This is a genomic window from Rhizobium beringeri, assembly GCF_004306515.1.
GTDB lineage: Bacteria > Pseudomonadota > Alphaproteobacteria > Rhizobiales > Rhizobiaceae > Rhizobium > Rhizobium beringeri.
In genome coordinates this window covers 488,258-505,807 of the sequence record NZ_SILG01000002.1, presented here as the reverse complement: position 1 = coordinate 505,807, position 17,550 = coordinate 488,258, and the positions used below count along the sequence as shown (strand labels likewise).

General features: G+C 61.3%; 13 protein-coding genes. 4 read left to right on the top strand and 9 right to left on the bottom strand.

The features are described 5' to 3' along the window. The first annotated feature begins 70 nt into the window (after positions 1-70). Genes ELH03_RS26015 through glgB form a run of 3 tightly spaced genes read left to right on the top strand, consistent with a single transcriptional unit; the run spans position 71 to position 8,784 of the window. Positions 71-3,295: an alpha-1,4-glucan--maltose-1-phosphate maltosyltransferase gene (locus tag ELH03_RS26015; RefSeq protein WP_130766901.1), complete on the top strand. Its 3,225-nt coding sequence runs from the start codon at positions 71-73 to the stop codon at positions 3,293-3,295. Then, the gene (gene treS, locus ELH03_RS26010) at positions 3,296-6,577 is read left to right on the top strand and encodes a maltose alpha-D-glucosyltransferase (protein WP_128401424.1); all 3,282 of its coding nucleotides are present in this window, start codon (positions 3,296-3,298) and stop codon (positions 6,575-6,577) included. It abuts the gene before it with no gap. Further along, a complete protein-coding gene (gene glgB, locus ELH03_RS26005; RefSeq protein ID WP_128411473.1) occupies positions 6,574-8,784 on the top strand; it encodes a 1,4-alpha-glucan branching protein GlgB in 2,211 nt (736 codons plus the stop codon). The genes treS and glgB overlap by 4 nt, the downstream gene beginning before the upstream one ends. A gap of 21 nt (positions 8,785-8,805) precedes the next feature. On the opposite strand, the gene ELH03_RS26000 is transcribed toward glgB, so the two are convergent. Further along, complete coding sequence (locus ELH03_RS26000; protein WP_130766900.1) at positions 8,806-10,434, bottom strand: thiamine pyrophosphate-dependent enzyme; 1,629 nt, start codon at positions 10,432-10,434, stop codon at positions 8,806-8,808. Positions 10,435-10,461: 27 nt separating this feature from the next. Further along, on the bottom strand, positions 10,462-11,652 hold the full coding sequence (locus ELH03_RS25995; RefSeq protein ID WP_130766899.1) for an amino acid aminotransferase: 1,191 nt from the start codon (positions 11,650-11,652) through the stop codon (positions 10,462-10,464). Between the two features lie 150 nt (positions 11,653-11,802). Between ELH03_RS25995 and ELH03_RS25990 the strand changes: the two genes are divergently transcribed. Next, a complete protein-coding gene (locus ELH03_RS25990) occupies positions 11,803-12,270 on the top strand; it encodes an Lrp/AsnC family transcriptional regulator (protein ID WP_018073018.1) in 468 nt (155 codons plus the stop codon). A gap of 9 nt (positions 12,271-12,279) precedes the next feature. Here ELH03_RS25990 and ELH03_RS25985 read toward each other — a convergent pair whose 3' ends face one another. From ELH03_RS25985 to ELH03_RS25955, 7 genes are all read right to left on the bottom strand, one after another. Continuing rightward, complete coding sequence (locus ELH03_RS25985; protein WP_128401420.1) at positions 12,280-13,041, bottom strand: ABC transporter ATP-binding protein; 762 nt, start codon at positions 13,039-13,041, stop codon at positions 12,280-12,282. Continuing rightward, on the bottom strand, positions 13,038-14,078 hold the full coding sequence (locus tag ELH03_RS25980; RefSeq protein WP_128401419.1) for a FecCD family ABC transporter permease: 1,041 nt from the start codon (positions 14,076-14,078) through the stop codon (positions 13,038-13,040). Before ELH03_RS25980 ends, ELH03_RS25985 begins: the two co-directional genes overlap by 4 nt. After that, the gene (locus tag ELH03_RS25975) at positions 14,075-15,100 is read right to left on the bottom strand and encodes an ABC transporter substrate-binding protein (RefSeq protein ID WP_128401418.1); all 1,026 of its coding nucleotides are present in this window, start codon (positions 15,098-15,100) and stop codon (positions 14,075-14,077) included. The genes ELH03_RS25980 and ELH03_RS25975 overlap by 4 nt, the downstream gene beginning before the upstream one ends. A 154-nt stretch (positions 15,101-15,254) precedes the next feature. Continuing rightward, positions 15,255-15,893 carry an RES family NAD+ phosphorylase gene (locus ELH03_RS25970; RefSeq protein ID WP_130766898.1) on the bottom strand — a complete coding sequence of 213 codons (639 nt, stop codon included), beginning with the start codon at positions 15,891-15,893 and terminating at the stop codon, positions 15,255-15,257. After that, positions 15,893-16,501: a helix-turn-helix domain-containing protein gene (locus ELH03_RS25965; RefSeq protein WP_128401416.1), complete on the bottom strand. Its 609-nt coding sequence runs from the start codon at positions 16,499-16,501 to the stop codon at positions 15,893-15,895. The genes ELH03_RS25970 and ELH03_RS25965 overlap by 1 nt, the downstream gene beginning before the upstream one ends. A 155-nt stretch (positions 16,502-16,656) precedes the next feature. Beyond that, complete coding sequence (locus ELH03_RS25960; RefSeq protein ID WP_128401415.1) at positions 16,657-16,938, bottom strand: hypothetical protein; 282 nt, start codon at positions 16,936-16,938, stop codon at positions 16,657-16,659. Between the two features lie 75 nt (positions 16,939-17,013). After that, positions 17,014-17,478: a hypothetical protein gene (locus ELH03_RS25955; protein ID WP_128401468.1), complete on the bottom strand. Its 465-nt coding sequence runs from the start codon at positions 17,476-17,478 to the stop codon at positions 17,014-17,016. Positions 17,479-17,550: the final 72 nt, after the last annotated feature.

Sequence of the window (17,550 nt, the reverse complement as noted above, 5' to 3'; positions counted from 1 at the left end):
ATTGGCAGTTTCGGTGGAACAACCTCCGCCAAGAAAAGTTTGCCTCTAAAGCAACTCGAGGCGGCGGACGATGTCATTCTCTGCAAACCAGGGTGTGTTGAGCACCCCACCCCGGATCTATTATGTCAATCCACTCCTTCTTCAGGGTATCGATGCGTGGCGCGAGGTTTTCGACCATGCGGCGGATACGGGTTTCGACCGCGTGCTGACGGCGCCTCTTTTCGATAGGGGCGGGGAGCGCAGCGTCTTTGCCTCCCAGGATCTGAATCTCCTCGATCCTCAACTGTCGCTCGGAAGCGCAGTCAAGTATGGGGTGGGACGCCTGGCAGAGGCCGCCCGCAAGAGCGGCGTCGCCTTGATGATGGACCTGATGCTCGACGGTAAGGCTCAGGATCCCAAGGCGGGCTTTCACCCTGTCGATCCGAGGCGCTCGCCGTTGGACCCGGCGGAACCCATGACTGCGATGAGGGCGGAGTCTCAATCCAGGCTGTTGGAAGAATGGACCGAACGGCTGCGAGGATTGACCGGCCTCGGCATCTCCGGCTACCGGGTGCTCGGGATCGATCGCATTGCGCCGGCGGCTTTCAAATCGCTGATTTCGGCGGTGCGCGAGAAGGCGGACGCACAATTCCTCGCCTGGACGCCCGGCACTGATTTTGGCGCCAGGGCCGCGGTCAAGGATACAGGCTTCGACGGATGTTTTTCATCGATGGCCTGGTGGGATTTTGATGAGAGATGGTTCATCGAAGAACACCGCGTCCAGGCGCAGCTTGGCTGGCAGATCGCCTTTCCGGAGCCGCCCTTCGCCAGGAGGATCGCTCACGGAACCGAGAGTCGCGAAATCCTCGAACGGCGCGCCATAAGGGCGCTGCGCCTGGCTGCCTCACTCGGCGGCGGCCTGATGGTTCCGATGGGCTTCGAATATGGCGCAGCCGCGCCGCTCGATCCGACCCATGGGAATGGAGCCGGCTTGCGGGGGCTGCGCCATGATCTGGCTTTCGATATTTCCTCCGAAATTCGCCTTGCGAATACCGAGATCGGCAAGAAACGCCATGCGCCGGCCCCATCGCTTCGGCTCATCCGCAACGCCAACGGACCGGTCTCCGCGCTGCTGCAGGCTGAGGTGGAAGACCTTCGTAGCACTGAGAATGTGCGGTTCATCCTGCTCAACAGGGACCTTCGGAAAAGTGCGCCCGCTCCGGTGACCGCACTGCGCGAAGCGGCCTCCGGTTTCCTTCCCGCCGCAGCCGACGGCACGGCTCTGCGGCTGCGGGCAGGGGAGACCCTGGTGGTCGAAGGCCAGGCGCCAGCACCGATCACATCCCGGCCGATCCTCGACGTCGCGCAGGCGATAGCATCACCGCGGCTCGCCATCGAAAATATCCTGCCGCGGGTCGACAACGGGCGCTTTCCCGTGAAGCGGGTGGTCGGCGACATCGTCACCGTCGAGGCGGATATATTCGCCGACGGCCACGACCCGATCGCCGCGGTCCTGCTCTGGCGGCCGCTCGATGCGACGGACTGGAATGAGACGGAGATGCAATTGGTCGAAAACGACCGCTGGCGCGCCGAATTCCTGCTGGAACGCATCGGACGTTATGAGTTTGCCGTCGAGGCATGGAAGAACCCGTTTGCGAGCTTCCGCTACGAGTTGACAAAGAAGAACGATGCCAGGCTGGATCTGAAACTCGAACTCCAGGAGGGGATAAAGCTCGTCCGCTCGGCTGAGGTGCATGCAGGCGCAACGCTCAATGCTGAATTGAAAGCCCTCGGCGACAGTCTCGAAAATGCTTCGGATGCCGAGCGCGCGGCGATCCTGCTCGATGCCGGAACATCCGAATTGATGAACAAGGTGGACAGGCGGCCATTTCGGCTTCGCTCGACGGCAAGCGCCGTCGATGCCGAACGCAAGGAGGCTGCCTTTGCCAGCTGGTACCAGATCTTCCCGCGCTCGCAGAGCGGCGATCCGGACCGACACGGCACTTTCGACGACGTCATCCCGCGACTGCCCACCATTCGCGACATGGGCTTCGACGTGCTCTATTTCCCGCCGATTCATCCGATCGGTTCAACCAACCGGAAAGGCCGCAACAACAGCCTGAAAGCCGCGCCCGGCGACCCCGGAAGCCCCTATGCCATCGGCTCCGAGGATGGCGGCCATGACGCCATCCATCCCGAGCTCGGCGAGTTCGAGGATTTCCGCCGGCTGGTCGAGGCGGCAGGCCGGTATGGCCTGGAGATCGCTCTCGACCTCGCGATCCAGGCGTCGCCGGATCACCCCTGGTTGAAGGAGCATCCCGGCTGGTTCGACTGGCGTCCCGACGGCACGATCAAATATGCCGAAAACCCGCCGAAGAAATACGAGGACATCGTCAACGTCGATTTCTACACGAAAGATGCCCTGCCTTCGCTGTGGGTGGAGCTCAGAGATGTCGTGCAGCTTTGGGTGGACCAGGGCGTCAAGCTGTTTCGCGTCGACAATCCGCACACAAAGCCCTTTCCGTTCTGGGAATGGCTGATCGGCGATATCAGGGCCCGTCATCCCGACGTCGTCTTCCTGTCGGAAGCCTTCACCAAGCCGAAGGTGATGTACCGGCTGGCAAAGATCGGCTTCTCCCAGTCCTACACCTACTTCACCTGGCGCAATGCCAAATGGGAACTCGAGCAATATATGCGAGAGCTGACCGAGACGGCGCCGAAAGAATTCTTCCGCCCGCATTTCTTCGTCAACACCCATGATATCAATCCGGATTTCCTGCAGAACGCGCCGCGCCCGGCCTTCCTGATCCGAGCTGCACTTGCCGCCACCCTTTCGGGATTGTGGGGCGTCTATAACGGTTTCGAACTTTGCGAGGGGCGTCCTGATGCCAAGCGCAAGGAATATGCCGACAGCGAGAAGTACGAGATTCGCGCCTGGGACTACGACCGGCCGGGCAATATCATTGCCGAAATCAGGACGCTCAACCGCATCCGGACCGAAAACACCGCGCTGCATTCGCATCTCGGGCTGACGCTGCTGAACGCGCGAAATGACAATATCCTGTTTTTCGAGAAGGCAAGCCGCGCCCGCGACAACGTCCTGCTGATCGCCATCAGCCTCGACCCCCACAATTTCCAGCAAAGCGACGTCGAGCTGCCGCTCTGGCACTGGTCGCTCGGAGACGGCGGCACGCTGGATGCCGAAGATCTGATCGGCGGGCATCGTTTCAAGTGGACCGGCAAATGGCAGAGCATCGGGCTCAATCCTGAGGTCCTGCCCTATGCGATCTGGCGTATTCGCTCAAGGGAGGCATGAATGGACACGATGAATGCAGATAGCGCGCCGCAGCCGCTCTGGTACAAGGATGCGATCATCTACCAGCTGCACATCAAGTCGTTCTACGATGCCAATGGCGACGGGGTCGGCGACTTCGCCGGCCTGCACCAGAAGCTCGATCACATCGCAGCCCTCGGCGTCAACGCCATCTGGCTCCTGCCCTTCTTTCCCTCTCCGCGTCGCGACGATGGCTACGACATAGCCGACTACGGCAATGTCAGCCCCGATTATGGGACGATGGAGGATTTCCGCGCCTTCGTCGACGCTGCTCACCAGCGCAATATCCGCGTCATCATCGAGCTCGTCATCAACCACACCTCCGATCAGCATCCCTGGTTCCAGCGCGCCCGCCAGGCGCCGGCAGGATCGCCGGAGCGCGACTTCTACGTCTGGTCTGATACCGATCAGAAATTTCCGGAAACGCGCATCATTTTCATCGATACGGAAAAATCCAACTGGACATGGGACGCGGTCGCCGGCGCCTATTACTGGCACCGCTTCTATTCCCATCAACCCGACCTGAATTTCGACAGCCCTCTTGTCATGGAGGAATTGCTGAGGGTGATGCGCTTCTGGCTGGAAACCGGCATCGACGGGTTTCGTCTCGATGCGATCCCCTACCTCGTTGAGCGCGAGGGGACGATCAACGAAAACCTGCCGGAAACCCACGTGATCCTCAAACGCATACGCGCCGCGCTCGATGCCACTCATCCCGGCGTGATGCTGCTTGCCGAGGCCAATCAATGGCCGGAAGATACGCGCGAATATTTCGGAGAGGGTGACGAATGCCACATGGCCTTCCACTTCCCGCTGATGCCGCGCATGTATATGGCGATCGCCAAGGAGGACCGGTTTCCGATCACCGACATCCTGCGCCAGACGCCGGAGATTCCAGACAACTGCCAATGGGCGATCTTCCTTCGCAACCACGACGAGCTGACGCTCGAAATGGTGACCGACGCCGAGCGGGATTATCTCTGGGAGACCTATGCATCCGACAAACGCGCCCGCATCAATCTCGGCATAAGGCGGCGCCTGGCGCCATTGATGGAGCGCGACCGCCGGCGGATCGAGCTGATGAACGCGCTTCTTCTCTCGATGCCGGGAACGCCGGTGATCTATTACGGTGACGAGATCGGCATGGGCGACAATATCTATCTCGGCGACCGGGATGGGGTGAGGACGCCGATGCAATGGTCTCCGGACCGCAATGGCGGTTTCTCCAGGGCAGATCCGGCGCGTCTCGTCCTGCCGCCCGTCGCCGACCCGCAATACGGTTTCGAGGCCGTCAACGTCGAGGCGCAGAGCACGGACGCGCATTCGCTGCTCAACTGGACGCGCAGAATGTTGGCGTTGCGCGGCAGGCATCCCGCCTTCGGACGTGGCACGCTGCGGTTCCTTTCACCGGAAAACCGCAAGATCCTTGCCTATCTCAGGGAGTATGAAGGCGAGGTCTTGCTTTGTGTTGCAAGTCTGTCGCGGCTGCCCCAGGCCGTCGAACTCGACTTGTCGAGCTTCGAGGGGCGCATTCCCATTGAACTGACCGGCATGTCGCCGTTTCCGCCGATCGGCCAGTTGACCTATCTGCTGACCTTGCCGCCCTACGGTTTCTTCTGGTTCCAACTGACGGCTGATGCCGACCCGCCGGCGTGGCGCACCGCACCGCCGGAACAGCTTCCCGATCTATTGACGATGGTCATCCGGCGTAGCCTGCTCGACCTCGTGGATGAACCGGGTCATGCACGCATCCTGAGCGGCGAAATCCTGCCCGCCTATCTCTCCAAGCGGCGATGGTTCGGGGCAAAGGACCAGGCAGTTCAGGCCGCTCGACTGATCTCCGCGACACCAATCCCATTCGCCGACGGCGTCGTTCTCGGCGAATTGGAGGTCGTGCTGCCGAACCACAGCGAATCCTACCAACTGCCGCTCGCGGTCGCCTGGGACGATGCGCACCCTTCCGCGCTTGCCCAGCAGCTTGCGCTTGGAAGGATTCGCCAAGGTAGACGCGTCGGTTTCCTCACAGACGGATTTGCCGTGGAGGCAATGGCGCGCGGCGTTCTGCAAGGACTTCGCGACCGCTCGCGCACCACCGGCCGAACCGGCACGCTCGAATTCCTTGGGACAGAACTGCTCGACAGTCTCGATATTTCAAGCGAGCTGCCGGTGCATTGGCTATCGGCTGAACAGTCCAACAGCTCGCTGCTCGTCGGCGACGTAGCGATGATCAAACTGATCAGACACATCTTCCCGGGCATCCATCCGGAAGTCGAGATGACGCGCTATCTCACCCGCGCCGGCTACGACCATACGGCGCCGCTGCTCGGCGAGGTCGCGCATACCGATTCCAGCGGACGCCGTTCCACCTTGATCATCGTCCAGGGCGCGATCCGCAATCAGGGCGACGCCTGGAACTGGATGCTGAACAATCTACGCCGTGGGGCCGACGAACTTGTGCTGAACGATCCGGCGGTCCAACCAGACGACGACGTCTTCCGGTCGCTGATCAGTTTCGTCGCGATGGTGGGTCTCAGGCTCGGCGAATTGCATGTCGTGCTCGCTGCGAAGACCGGGGACGAGGCCTTCAGCCCGGTGGTATCAGGCGACAGCGAGGTCGAGGCCATGAGGAAGGCCGTTGCCGGGGAGGTCGCCTACGCCATGTCGAAGCTCGAGGAACGCGACGAGAATGCCGACCCCGCAATCGACCTGCTCGCAGCACCGCTTCTCGAGCGTCGTTCCGAACTCGCAGAGCTCGCCGGGAGGCTGGCGGAGAGCTCGCGCCATACGCTGATGACACGCACGCATGGCGACTTCCATCTTGGCCAGATCCTCGTCAGCGAGGGTGATGCCGTCATCATCGACTTCGAGGGCGAACCTGCGAAAAACCTGGCCGAGCGCCGCGCCAAGACGAACCCGCTGCGTGATGTCGCCGGGCTTTTGAGATCGCTGAGCTACCTCGTGGCCACCGCCCAGCTCGATAACGACGCGGTCATCGAACACGAGAACGAAGTCCGCCGCGAGGCGATCGCCCGCTTCGGGCGCCATGCCGAGGAGGCCTTTCTCGATGCCTATTCGCAGGCGGTTTCCGTATCGAAGGAGCTTGACATGCCACCCCATCAAAGACGCAGGGTTCTCGATGCCTTTCTTCTCGAAAAGGCCGCCTACGAGATTGCCTATGAAGCCCGCAACAGGCCGAAATGGCTTCCGATCCCGCTATCCGGCCTTACCGAAATCGTATCGCGACTGGCGGGAGTCAAGGCATGAATGTTGAGCGCTCGGAACTCCTGGCGGGCATCGGACAGGATGCGCTATTGGCCTTGATCGAGGGGCGCCACGGCGATCCCTTTTCGATCCTCGGTCCCCACCAAAGCGGCGGCATGACGATCGTGCGGGTATATCTGCCCGGCGCCGAAGCGGTCGATCTCATCGATGCGACGAGCGGCCGGGTGGTGGCGCCGTTCAGCATCGCCCACCCGTCCGGCCTGTTTGCGGCAGCGGCGGCCTCGAGGACGGGATACCGGCTGCGGATCACATGGCCGGATGCAATCCAAATCACCGAGGACCCCTACAGTTTCGGCCTGCTGCTCGGAGAGCTCGACCTCCATCTGATATCGGAGGGTACCCACTACAGTCTGAGCCGGACACTCGGCGCGGTTGATATGTCGATCGAGGGGATACCGGGCGTTCGTTTCGCCGTGTGGGCTCCGAATGCGCGCCGCGTCTCGGTTGTCGGCGACTTCAACGCCTGGGACGGGCGGCGCAATCCGATGCGGCTGAGACAGTCGGCGGGCGTCTGGGAGCTGTTCGTTCCCCGGCTGGCCCCCGGCGAAAGATATAAGTTCGAGATCGTCGATGCTGAGGGGACCTGTTTGCCGCAGAAGGCCGATCCGGTCGCGAGGGCAAGCGAGGCGGCTCCGTCCACCGCCTCCATCGTCGCATCGTCGACGCCGTTTCGATGGACCGATGACGGCTGGATGAAGGGCCGGTCCCGTCAAGACAGGCTGGAGGGCGCGTTCTCCATCTATGAGGTGCACGCCGGCTCCTGGCTTCGCGACCAAAAGGACGGCAACAGGTCGCTCGACTGGGTTGAACTCAGCCAGCGGCTGGTTCCCTATGCCAGCGACATGGGCTTTACTCATATCGAGCTGCTGCCGATCATGGAGCATCCGTTCGGTGGGTCCTGGGGCTATCAGCCACTCGGGCTGTTTGCCCCGACCGGCCGATATGGGACGCCTGAGGATTTCGCCTATTTCATCGACCGGTGCCATGGTGCCGGGCTCGGTGTCATCCTCGACTGGGTGCCGGCCCATTTTCCCACAGACGTCTGGGGGCTCGCCCGCTTCGACGGCAGCGCGCTCTACGAGCACGAAGATCCGCGCGAAGGCTTTCACCGCGACTGGAACACGCTGATCTACAATCTCGGCCGCAACGAGGTGAAAGGGTTCCTGATCGCCAGCGCGCTGGAATGGCTAGAGCGCTACCATATCGACGGTTTGCGGGTCGACGCCGTGGCCTCGATGCTTTACCGCGACTATAGCCGCAACGAGGGAGAATGGATTCCCAACCAATATGGCGGTCGCGAGAACCTGGAAGCGGTCGAATTCTTCAAGCACCTGAACAGCATCATTCACGAGCGCTGCCCGCACGCGATGACGATCGCCGAGGAATCGACGGCCTGGCCCGGGGTGACGAAGCCGCCCGAGCAGGGGGGGCTGGGGTTCGATATCAAGTGGAACATGGGCTGGATGCATGACAGCCTGAGCTACATCGAGAAGGATCCGATTTACCGGAGCTACGCCCATGGCACGATGACCTTCGGCATGCTCTATGCCTATTCCGAGCGCTTCATTCTGCCGATTTCACATGACGAGGTCGTCTACGGAAAGGGCTCGCTGCTGACGAAGATGCCGGGCGACGAATGGCAAAAATTCGCCAATCTGCGCAGCTATCTCGCCTTCATGTGGGGTCATCCCGGCAAGAAGCTCTTGTTCATGGGGAGCGAAGTCGCCCAGCCGGGCGAGTGGAACCATGATGGTTCGGTGACCTGGGATGTGCTGGACCGGCCTCAGCATGTGGGGGTTCAGCGGCTGGTGAGGGATCTGAACAGCCTTTACGGGCAAGAGCCGGCATTGCAATTCGGCGACTTTCATCCCGAGGGCTTCGAATGGGCAGCAGCCGACGACGCCGTCAATTCCGTCCTCGGGATGCTGCGTTATGCACCCGATCGCGCTTCGTCGATCCTGGTCATGTCGAATTTCACGCCGGTGCCGCGTTACGGCTACAGGGTCGGGGTGCCCAGCGACGGTGTGTGGATCGAGAAGATGACGACGGATGCACGGGAATATGGCGGCTCGGGCCTTGTCAACGGCGCGGTGTCGACCGAACCGGTGCCCGCCCACGGCAGGCCCGTCTCCCTGTCGCTGACGCTGCCGCCGCTATCGACGATCTTTCTGCAGGGGCCGTCGCCTTGAGCGGCTTCAGCCCTTGCCGCTTCATTCGGTGTGTGGAGCCGGATGAATGAAAGGCCAAGGGCTCGCCTCGGATCCCTTCTCGATGGGAACCTCGATGAGAACGGGTTCATCGAGAGATAGGGCTTTCTCAAGCGCGTCTTTCAATTCGCCAGGGCTCGTCACCTTGAATGCGCGAATGCCGAAGCTCTCGCCCAGCGCGACAAAGTCTGGGTTGGTGAGTTCAGAGCCAAGATAACGGCCTTTATACGCCTGCTTCTGGTCACGCAGCACGTTGCCATAGGCCGAATTGTTGAAGACGATGGCGATGACATTGATCTTATGCTGGACGGCGGTGGCAAGTTCCTGAACGCCGAACATGAAGCCGCCATCGCCGGAAACAGAAACCACTGCCTTGTCGGGATTGGCTATTTTCACGCCCAAGGCCGTGTTGAAGCCGAAACCCAGATTGTCCTGATAACCGCATGTGACGTACTGACGAGGGGCATAGACCGGGAATGCAAATCGGGCGGTAAAGCCCATCTGGCAGATTTCCTCGACGAAGAAGCCGTCCCTCGGGAGAGCTTCGCGGATGGCATCGAGATAGGCGAGCTGCGGCTGCACTGCCGAGAAGCGAGACCTAGCCTGTTTGTTGAGCTCGGCAAATTCGCGCGTGCGATCCGTGCGGCTGGAACCTGCCAGGGCATCGAGAAGAGCCTGCGTTCCAGCTTTGGCATCGGCGACCACCCCAATGTTCGGCTTGAGACGGACCATCTCGGTCGGATCGATATCGATGCGGATCACCTTGAGATGCTTGGGAAGCCACTTCCACCGCATGAATTGCAATTCGAGGCGGCTACCCACGCCGATCAGAACATCGGTGTTCTTCCAATATTCGTAGGCGGCGACGAAATTCAGGTAGTTCGGGTGATCGTCGGCGACGATGCCCTTGCCGGAGCGATGGGACGTGACGGGTGACTGCAGCAATTCCGCAAGAGCAGCGATCTCCGCTCCAGCATCCACCGCGCCACCACCAATCATGATCATCGGATTCCTGGCGCCTGATATCAGTGCCGCCGCGGCAGCGATCTCATCAGGGTTCACGGCCGGATGAGACGCTGTCATGCCGACCGGCAGATCGATTTCGGGGCCGGATTGCCCAAACACGTCCCAAGGGGTTTCGACCGCTCCCGGACCCTGGCGGCCGGAGAGCATTTTGGCGACGATCTCGGCCATGACAGGACCGGTTTCGGACTGGTGATTGATCCGCTCCGCCGTCTTTGTGATTCCGCGCATCGTGGCGAGTTGATCCGGCAATTCGTGCAACTGCCCTCTGCCTTGACCGATCAGGTGGGACATGATGTTGCCGGTGATGCACAGCACCGGGGCATTGGCGCCGTAAGCGGTGCAGAGAGCCGCACCGGAATTGAGGACGCCTGGGCCCGGAACGACAGTATAGGCGCCGATCTGGCCGGTGGATTTGGCATAGCCATAGGCCATGTAACCGGCGCCCTGCTCGTGCCTGGTGTGAATGAACCGAATTTTGTCACCGGCACCGTATAGGGCATCGTTAAAATCATACATGTGGGCGCCCGGGATGCCGAATACGGTATCGATCCCATGGGCGACGAGGGAACGGGTCATCGCCTGACCGGTCGTTTCTTTCCTGCTCATCCGAAGGCTCCAATTTCTTGAATTCGGTCAGGCGACCGTCGGCAATTTCAGGCAGCCTTCGGCTCTGAGCGCCGCGACGATGGCGTCGGCGTCGGTGGGTTGCATGCCGGCAAGGTTCATACGCCCGGAATCCGCCATGTAGATGCCGTGGCTCATTCTGAGCGCCACTGCCGTTTCCCTGGACACGGAGAGATTGGAGAACAGACCGCGTTGCCGGCTTATGAAGGCCAGATCAGGGGAGGCGGCGGCCAGCGCCGCACGATTGCCGTTGACGCGCAGGCACATCTCTTCAAGCTCAGCGTGCCACATGGCCGACATCTCTTCGCTCTCGAGAATGGTCCTGACGATCGCGGCTCCATGATCGGGCGGCATGGACCAGTTCACGCGGGCAAGTGCCGCCATGTTGCTTTCGACCTTCCCGATGTCATCGACATTGCGGGTCATGACATAGAGCGCTCCGACGCGCTCGCGATAGAGGCCGAAATTCTTGTCGCAGGAATAGGCGATCAGCGCCTCATCGACCACGTCGAGGATCATGCGCGTCGGCGCGGCGTCCTGTTCGAGACCGTCACCAAGGCCCTGATAGGCGAGGTCGATGAACGGCACCAGCCTATGCGTAACAAGAAGCTCGGTGATCCGCCGCCACTGTTCCATGGTAAAATCGATACCGGTCGGATTATGGCAACAACCGTGAAGGAGCACGACGTCGCCTTCCCGAGCAGAAGACAAGGCGTCGACCACGCTTTCGAATTTAACTTGCTGCGACATCAGGTCAACGAAAGCGTACTCCTTTACCGGCAGGCGCGCCGAGCTAAAGATCGGCGCATGATTTGGCCAGCTTGGTGTTCCGAGCAGAACCTTCGCCGATGGATTTGCCGCTTGGATGAGCTCAGCACCGAGACGCAGGGCGCCGCTTCCACCGGGTGTCTGAATGCCGACAAGGCGTTGAGTAAACTTTGGCGATTTTCCGAAGATGATGGGTTGCAGGAGGCGCACGAATTGCAGATCACCTTCCGGGCCAAGATATTTCTTGCTGTCCTGGGTCTCCAGGAGAAACTGCTCCGCTGCCTTCACGGCACGCATCACCGGCGTGCGTCCCATAGTGTCACGATAAACGCCGACGCCGAGGTCGATCTTGCCGGGGCGATCGTCGGCCTGGAAGACCTTGATGAGTGCAAGCAGGCTGTCGGCTGGCCGGCTGTTCAGTTTGTCAAACACAAGTCCACCTCGTTTTCGTAACTCTAAGTCGGAGACTAACGGAGCTTTCGCGGCGAATTTCTGCGATTATCTCCCCGTGACGGCGCATCCATGCAGACAATCGGCGCAACATGGCTATGATGTGCAGAAATTCTCCGTCTCGGTGTGGTCATGCTTGATCAGTTCGATATCAAATTGCTCGCCGCTCTCCAGCAAAACAGCGAGGTGACGCAGAGCGAACTGTCTCAGAAGGTCAATCTCTCCGCGACCCAATGTGCGCGCCGATTGGAAAGGCTGCGCAATGAGAAATATATCCAGAGCGTCGTGGCCATCCTCAATCCCGTGAAACTGGGTTTCACCGTCGTTGCTCATACTCTTGTCAGCTTGAGAGCACATACCGAAGGCGGAAACGAGCAGCTTCATCGCTTTATCGAGACCGCGCCGGAGATTCTGGAGTGCTATTCGCAGACCGGCGACGCCGACTTTCTGATGAAGGTCATGACGCGTGACCTCGAACATCTCAGCCAGTTTCTCGAAAGAATGATCCGGGTCACCGACAATCTGGCGTCGGTCAAGTCAAGCATCGTCCTCAAGACACTGAAAAAGACGACCGCTTTGCCTCTGCAGATCGTGACGTGAGAGCCGCTCTCACCTGAGATAATGGATATGCGGGCGCGAGTGATAGGGTGAGGCTTCGATGCGGGCTTCGACGGAGAAGACGTCCCGCAGAAGGTCTTCGCTCAACACATCCTGCGGCGCGCCGGAGGCGACGATCCTGCCCTGCTGCATGATGATCAGCTGGTCGCAGAACATGGCGGCATGGTTGAGATCGTGCAGGGCGACGATGCTGGTGATCGGCAGACCGGAGACGAGCCGCATCAGGCCGATCTGGTGCTGGATATCGAGATGGTTCGTGGGCTCGTCGAGGATCAGTTCCTGGGGCGACTGAGCGAGCGCCCTTGCGATATGGGTGCGCTGCTTTTCGCCGCCCGACAGGCTCTGCCAGCGATCGTCGCGCTTCTCCGCCATGCCGGCGCGCGCGAGCGCACTTTCGACCGCTTCTTCGTCGACCTTCGTCCAGCCTGAAAACATCGATCGGTGCGGGAACCGGCCGAGCTTGACGACGTCAACGACCTTCAGATTGGCATTTGTCGTGGCGTGCTGCTCGACGAAGGCGATCCGCCGGGCGATCGAGCGGCGGCTGATCGTGCCGATGTCGCTCCGGTCGAGCGTAACGCGGCCGGAATGCGGCCGCTTCAGGCCGGCGAGGAGACGCAGGAGCGAGGTCTTGCCCGAGCCGTTCGGCCCGAGCAGGCCGAGCATCTTGCCCGGCGGCGCGTCCAGGGAAACGCCGTCGAGGATGGTCTTCCTGCCAATCTTCCAGATGAGGTTGTCGGCCTTGATGCTCATGATGCGCGCTGGAACCGGTAGAGGATGATCGAGAAGAAGGGGACGCCCACCAGCGCCGTGACGACGCCGATCGGCAGGATCTGGTTCGGAATGAGGGCGCGCGCGGCGATGTCGGCGAGCACCATGAAGATCGCCCCTGTTATGGCGCAAGCCGGCAGGAGGCGGACATGCAGCGGCCCGACGACAAAGCGGGCGACATGCGGCACGACAAGGCCGACGAAGCCGATCGATCCCACCATGCTGACGATGGTCGCCGTCATCATTGCCGTCAGCGCAAAGAGCGCCATCCGCGCGCGGCCGACATTGACGCCGAGCGAGGATGCCGCCTCGTCACCGAAAGCGAAGGCGTCGAGCACGCGCGCGTAAAACAGGCAGCCGACAAGGCCGATGCCGACAACGATAGAAACCAGCGCAAATTCCGGCCAGCGCACGCCGCCGAAGCTGCCGAGCAGCCAGAACATGACGTCGCGGGCCTGCTGCGCATTGGCCGATGTCGTGACGATATAGGACGTTGTGGCATTGAATAGCTGCGATGCGGCGACACCGGCGAGGATGGTGCGATCCGCTCCGCCGCGCGTGCCGTTCGACAGGAGGGCGACGAAGAAGAAGGCTGCGAAGGCGCCGGCAAAGGCGCCGGCGGAAAGCGAGACTGCGCCAGCGCCGACGCCTAAGATGACGATCGCGACGGCGCCGGAAGAGGCGCCAGCCGAGATGCCGAGAACATAGGGTTCGGCAAGCGGATTGCGCAGCAGCGACTGCATGATCGCGCCCGACAGCGCAAGGCCCGCGCCGCAGAAGGCGGCAACGAGCGCTCGGCTGAGACGATAATCCCAGATGACAGTCTCATGGATGCGGTTCAGTTCGACCGCGGTCCATCCCAGCCGGTTGGTGACGGCCGAAAACGTGGTTGCAAGCGGGATCGGCAGGTCGCCGATCCCGACGCTGACGCCAATGGCGACGGCGATGAGGCAGAAAGAGGCCAGTAGCAGTGCGAGGACGGCTCCCAGCTGCCGGAGGATACGGCCCGCTTCCGTCACTTCAACAGACCGAGAGCCTTCAGTTGGCCAGCCACCTGCTCGGCGCCGTAGACCGTGCGGACGGTCGGGTTCATGGCCTGGCCGTCCATGATCACGATCGCCTTGTTCTTGACGGCAGGGATCTGGCTGACGGCCGGATCGGTGTTCAGGAAATTGATCTTGGCCTCCGGCTTGTCGAGCTCCCAACGGTTACGGTCGAGACTGGCGACGACAACGACGTCGGGATTGGAGGCGATGATGCCTTCCCAGCCGAGCGTCGGCCATTCCGCTTCCGCTGATATCGCGTTGTGACCGCCGAGCAGATCGGCGATGAAGCCGGACGCGCTGTTCTTGCCGCCGAGATAGGCGTCAGCCGACGGGCTGGGGCTGGAGAACCAGAAGACGTAGGAAAGGTTCTTGCCGTCCTTTGAAACGCTGGAGCGAAGCTTGGCTTCGCGCGCCTTGAAGTCGGCGATCAGCGCCTGGCCGCGATCGGCGACGTCGAAAATCTCAGAGAGTTCGTCGATCTCCTTGTAAAGAAGATCCATATTCCACAGCTCGGCGCGGCTGCCGTACTGGTCCTTGACGTCCTTGGTGCTGAGGCAGGTGCTGGGAGAAAGATAGGTCGCGACGCCGACCTTGTCGAAATCCTCGCGCTTGGCGACCTTGCTGTTCGGCCCGACCAGGCTCGGCAGAGCCGCCGCCACGAAGTCGGGATTTTCGGCGAGGATCGATTCGAAGGTCGGCATCTCGACGGTCAGAAGCTTGACCTTGGCATTGGCTTCCGCGAGCTGCGGCAGAACTTTGCTCGGCCAGAAGGCCGTGCCGGCCATCTTGTTCTGAAGGCCGAGCAGCAGCAGGATTTCAGCGCTGTTCTGGCCGAGGCCGATCGCCCGTTCGGGCGCCTTCTGGAAAGTCACCTGCGCGCCGCAGTTTTCCAGGGTCAGCGGGTAGGTCGTCGAACCGGCCAAAGATGGATTTGCGGCAAGGCCGATCATGGTTGAGAGGCCGCAGGCGGCCAGAAGCGATTTGAGGCTGGTCACGAAGAAATTCCCGATGCGTGAGTATATGCGGCCGGGGTATAGCCTCAGGAATAGGCGGAAAACAAGACGAAATAAATCAACTTATCGCAAAATTGATAGCGCATTGCTGCGGGGCAATGTGCCATCGCCGTCGAACTGCAGCCGCGTTCGCCGTCTAAACGGGGCCGACCGGTGACAGCGACTTGCCGTAGACCTCGAGGATCGCGGCAATCTCCTTGAGGATACCGGAGAGCGGAAGCGTGCCCTTTCTGTCGAACGTCATGTCGCTGCGTTCGAAAAGGGCGAGGCAGATCTCGCCCGAATCATGGCGCGATTGGTAGGCGAGGCCATCCGGCCGGTCGGCATGGTCCCAAAGCGCGTCGGTCCAAAGGCCGCATGGTCCGTAGGGGCCGGTGGAGATGGCATTATCAGTGCCGAGGGCCTGCAGGCCGGTTCCGCGCATGCGCACGATCCTCAGCGGTCTGATACAGCTGAGCTCGCTGATGGCGCGGGTGGTGATTTCGGTCATGGACACCATCAACCGCTGGGGATTGCGCAGGATCGTTTCCGCAAGCGCTCCCGTGCGGCTCATCCCGACATAGAGAATTCCGAAACGTCCGCTGGCGCTGTCGAAGCGATTGGTGGCGGCAATCCCGGGGCCGGGTCCAAAGAAGATGGGATCGAGATGCGTCCGATGGACCCTATGGAGGACCTGCCCGGCCGGAATGAGGTCGATCGGCAATGACGAATGGGCGAGCCAAGGGGGCGGGGGCAGGGCAGCTCCCGACGGCCCTCTGCCTGCATTCGCCGGCATCAGGCAAAGCCGTCGGAGGTTTCAATCCGGATCAGACGCTGGACTGCTTCACGATCGCCGTCGCGCAGCGCCTGCAGAGCTGTCCGACCACCGAGAACCGTATCGGAAGCAAGCAGAAAATCCAATGCGATCCAGGGACCGGCGGCGGCAAAGCCACGCACGACATCGGAAATCCCTGCAATCACCTCACCTTCAACCAACTGGCAGAGCGGATAGCGCCAGTCGCTGCCCTCGCGCACGGCAAGCAGCGTGCCGGCTCGCCGCCTCTTATCGACGGCCTGTCTGCTGATACCGAGGATCCGTCCGGCGTCCTCGGCCGACATCGTCCCGCCGGCCCGTTCGACGAGATTTTGCCGATGCTCGACGTTGCGAGCCAATGCCGGAACCAGCGGATCGAGATCGTTTATCGCCGCGCCCACCATATCCGAGCGGCTGAGAAGCTGTGCCAACGATCCGGCGTCGGTCGGGGCTGAAAGCGCGTCGGCCAGATCCTTTGCCGGCACATTTGCAGAAATGCGCTCGAGCGCCGACGTCGCGCGTCGCAGAAACGCGGTCCTGATGGAATTCGGCTCGTCCTGTGCGGCGGGAGTGGAGACGTGGCGGGCCATGGAGCGGCTCCTTGGTTGACAAGGTATTTATACGGCTCATGCTGATATGAAGTCAACCACATGTGTAGAGGCCAAGCGCACCAATCGGCTTCCCAAAACCCCGATTGCCCGGGAGGGAACATACCGGTTTTCGTCAGCGAAGCCTTCGAAAATGTTCAGGTCATCTTTCCCACGAGCTTGGCATAGTCCGAAAACGTCAACCGTTCGCCTCTCCTGCCTGCCTCTTCGGCAAGCTGCAGCACGCGGATGGGGAACAGGATCGCGGCGCGGTTGGCATCCGACAGTTCATGGTCGTCGTCATCCTCGACTGCCTTCTTGGCTTTCGAGAGCGCGGCATTGAGTTCCCCGCTGGTCAGCAGTTCCTTCTCGACGATTGCATCACATATCGACGCCATTGCCATGATGAGGCCCTTGAGTTGAAGGTTGGCCGTATTCATGAGAACTCCAGGGGAACGAGGGACCTATGATGGTGACGCGCCAGCGCCTCGCCGATTGCGTCGGTAATTGCTACGTCAGTCCGATTGAACCGGCCGGATCGTGTCGACGGCGACCGCACCGTCGAGGATCCCGCGCGTAACATCGCGCCTGTTCCGCTCGATCTCAATGACGGTGTAAAGCTTGTCGTCGCGAAAGGCGCTGGCATTGACCGTCGTGACATCCTCGGCGGGAGCCGCGTCCACTTCCATGAAGTCAAGCTCACGAGCCGCAGCGACGATCCTGGCGTCGCCGGCCGTTCTGGCGGCGACGACGACGGTACCATGTCCGGGGGAGTTGTCCCATCTCGGATCGCCGGGTGCCGCGATCGGCTCCAACCGGTAGATGTTGAGCATCTCGCCGCCAGCGTCGGGCGACGATTGCGCAGCCGCATCCTCGATCTGCGCCTGGCTCTCGACAGACTTCCCGAAGGTGGTCTGGCTGGTCGCGTTGTTGATCTCTTCCTTGCCTGTCCTTGAGACGTTCGACATATCGCTCTCCATTGTCAGGACGGAAACGACAGCCGGCAGGCAAGTGTTCCCCCACGCACGAAAAACCGCAAATTCCACCGAGAC

Bases quoted from the DNA above. Each gene is read 5' to 3' on its own strand.
- ELH03_RS26015 (WP_130766901.1), top strand. From the start codon at position 71: ATGTCATTCTCTGCAAACCAGGGTGTGTTGAGCACCCCACCCCGGATC.
- treS (WP_128401424.1), top strand. From the start codon at position 3,296: ATGGACACGATGAATGCAGATAGCGCGCCGCAGCCGCTCTGGTACAAG.
- glgB (WP_128411473.1), top strand. From the start codon at position 6,574: ATGAATGTTGAGCGCTCGGAACTCCTGGCGGGCATCGGACAGGATGCG.
- ELH03_RS26000 (WP_130766900.1), bottom strand. From the start codon at position 10,434: ATGAGCAGGAAAGAAACGACCGGTCAGGCGATGACCCGTTCCCTCGTC.
- ELH03_RS25990 (WP_018073018.1), top strand. From the start codon at position 11,803: ATGCTTGATCAGTTCGATATCAAATTGCTCGCCGCTCTCCAGCAAAAC.
- ELH03_RS25985 (WP_128401420.1), bottom strand. From the start codon at position 13,041: ATGAGCATCAAGGCCGACAACCTCATCTGGAAGATTGGCAGGAAGACC.
- ELH03_RS25970 (WP_130766898.1), bottom strand. From the start codon at position 15,893: ATGCCGGCGAATGCAGGCAGAGGGCCGTCGGGAGCTGCCCTGCCCCCG.
- ELH03_RS25965 (WP_128401416.1), bottom strand. From the start codon at position 16,501: ATGGCCCGCCACGTCTCCACTCCCGCCGCACAGGACGAGCCGAATTCC.
- ELH03_RS25960 (WP_128401415.1), bottom strand. From the start codon at position 16,938: ATGAATACGGCCAACCTTCAACTCAAGGGCCTCATCATGGCAATGGCG.
- ELH03_RS25955 (WP_128401468.1), bottom strand. From the start codon at position 17,478: ATGGAGAGCGATATGTCGAACGTCTCAAGGACAGGCAAGGAAGAGATC.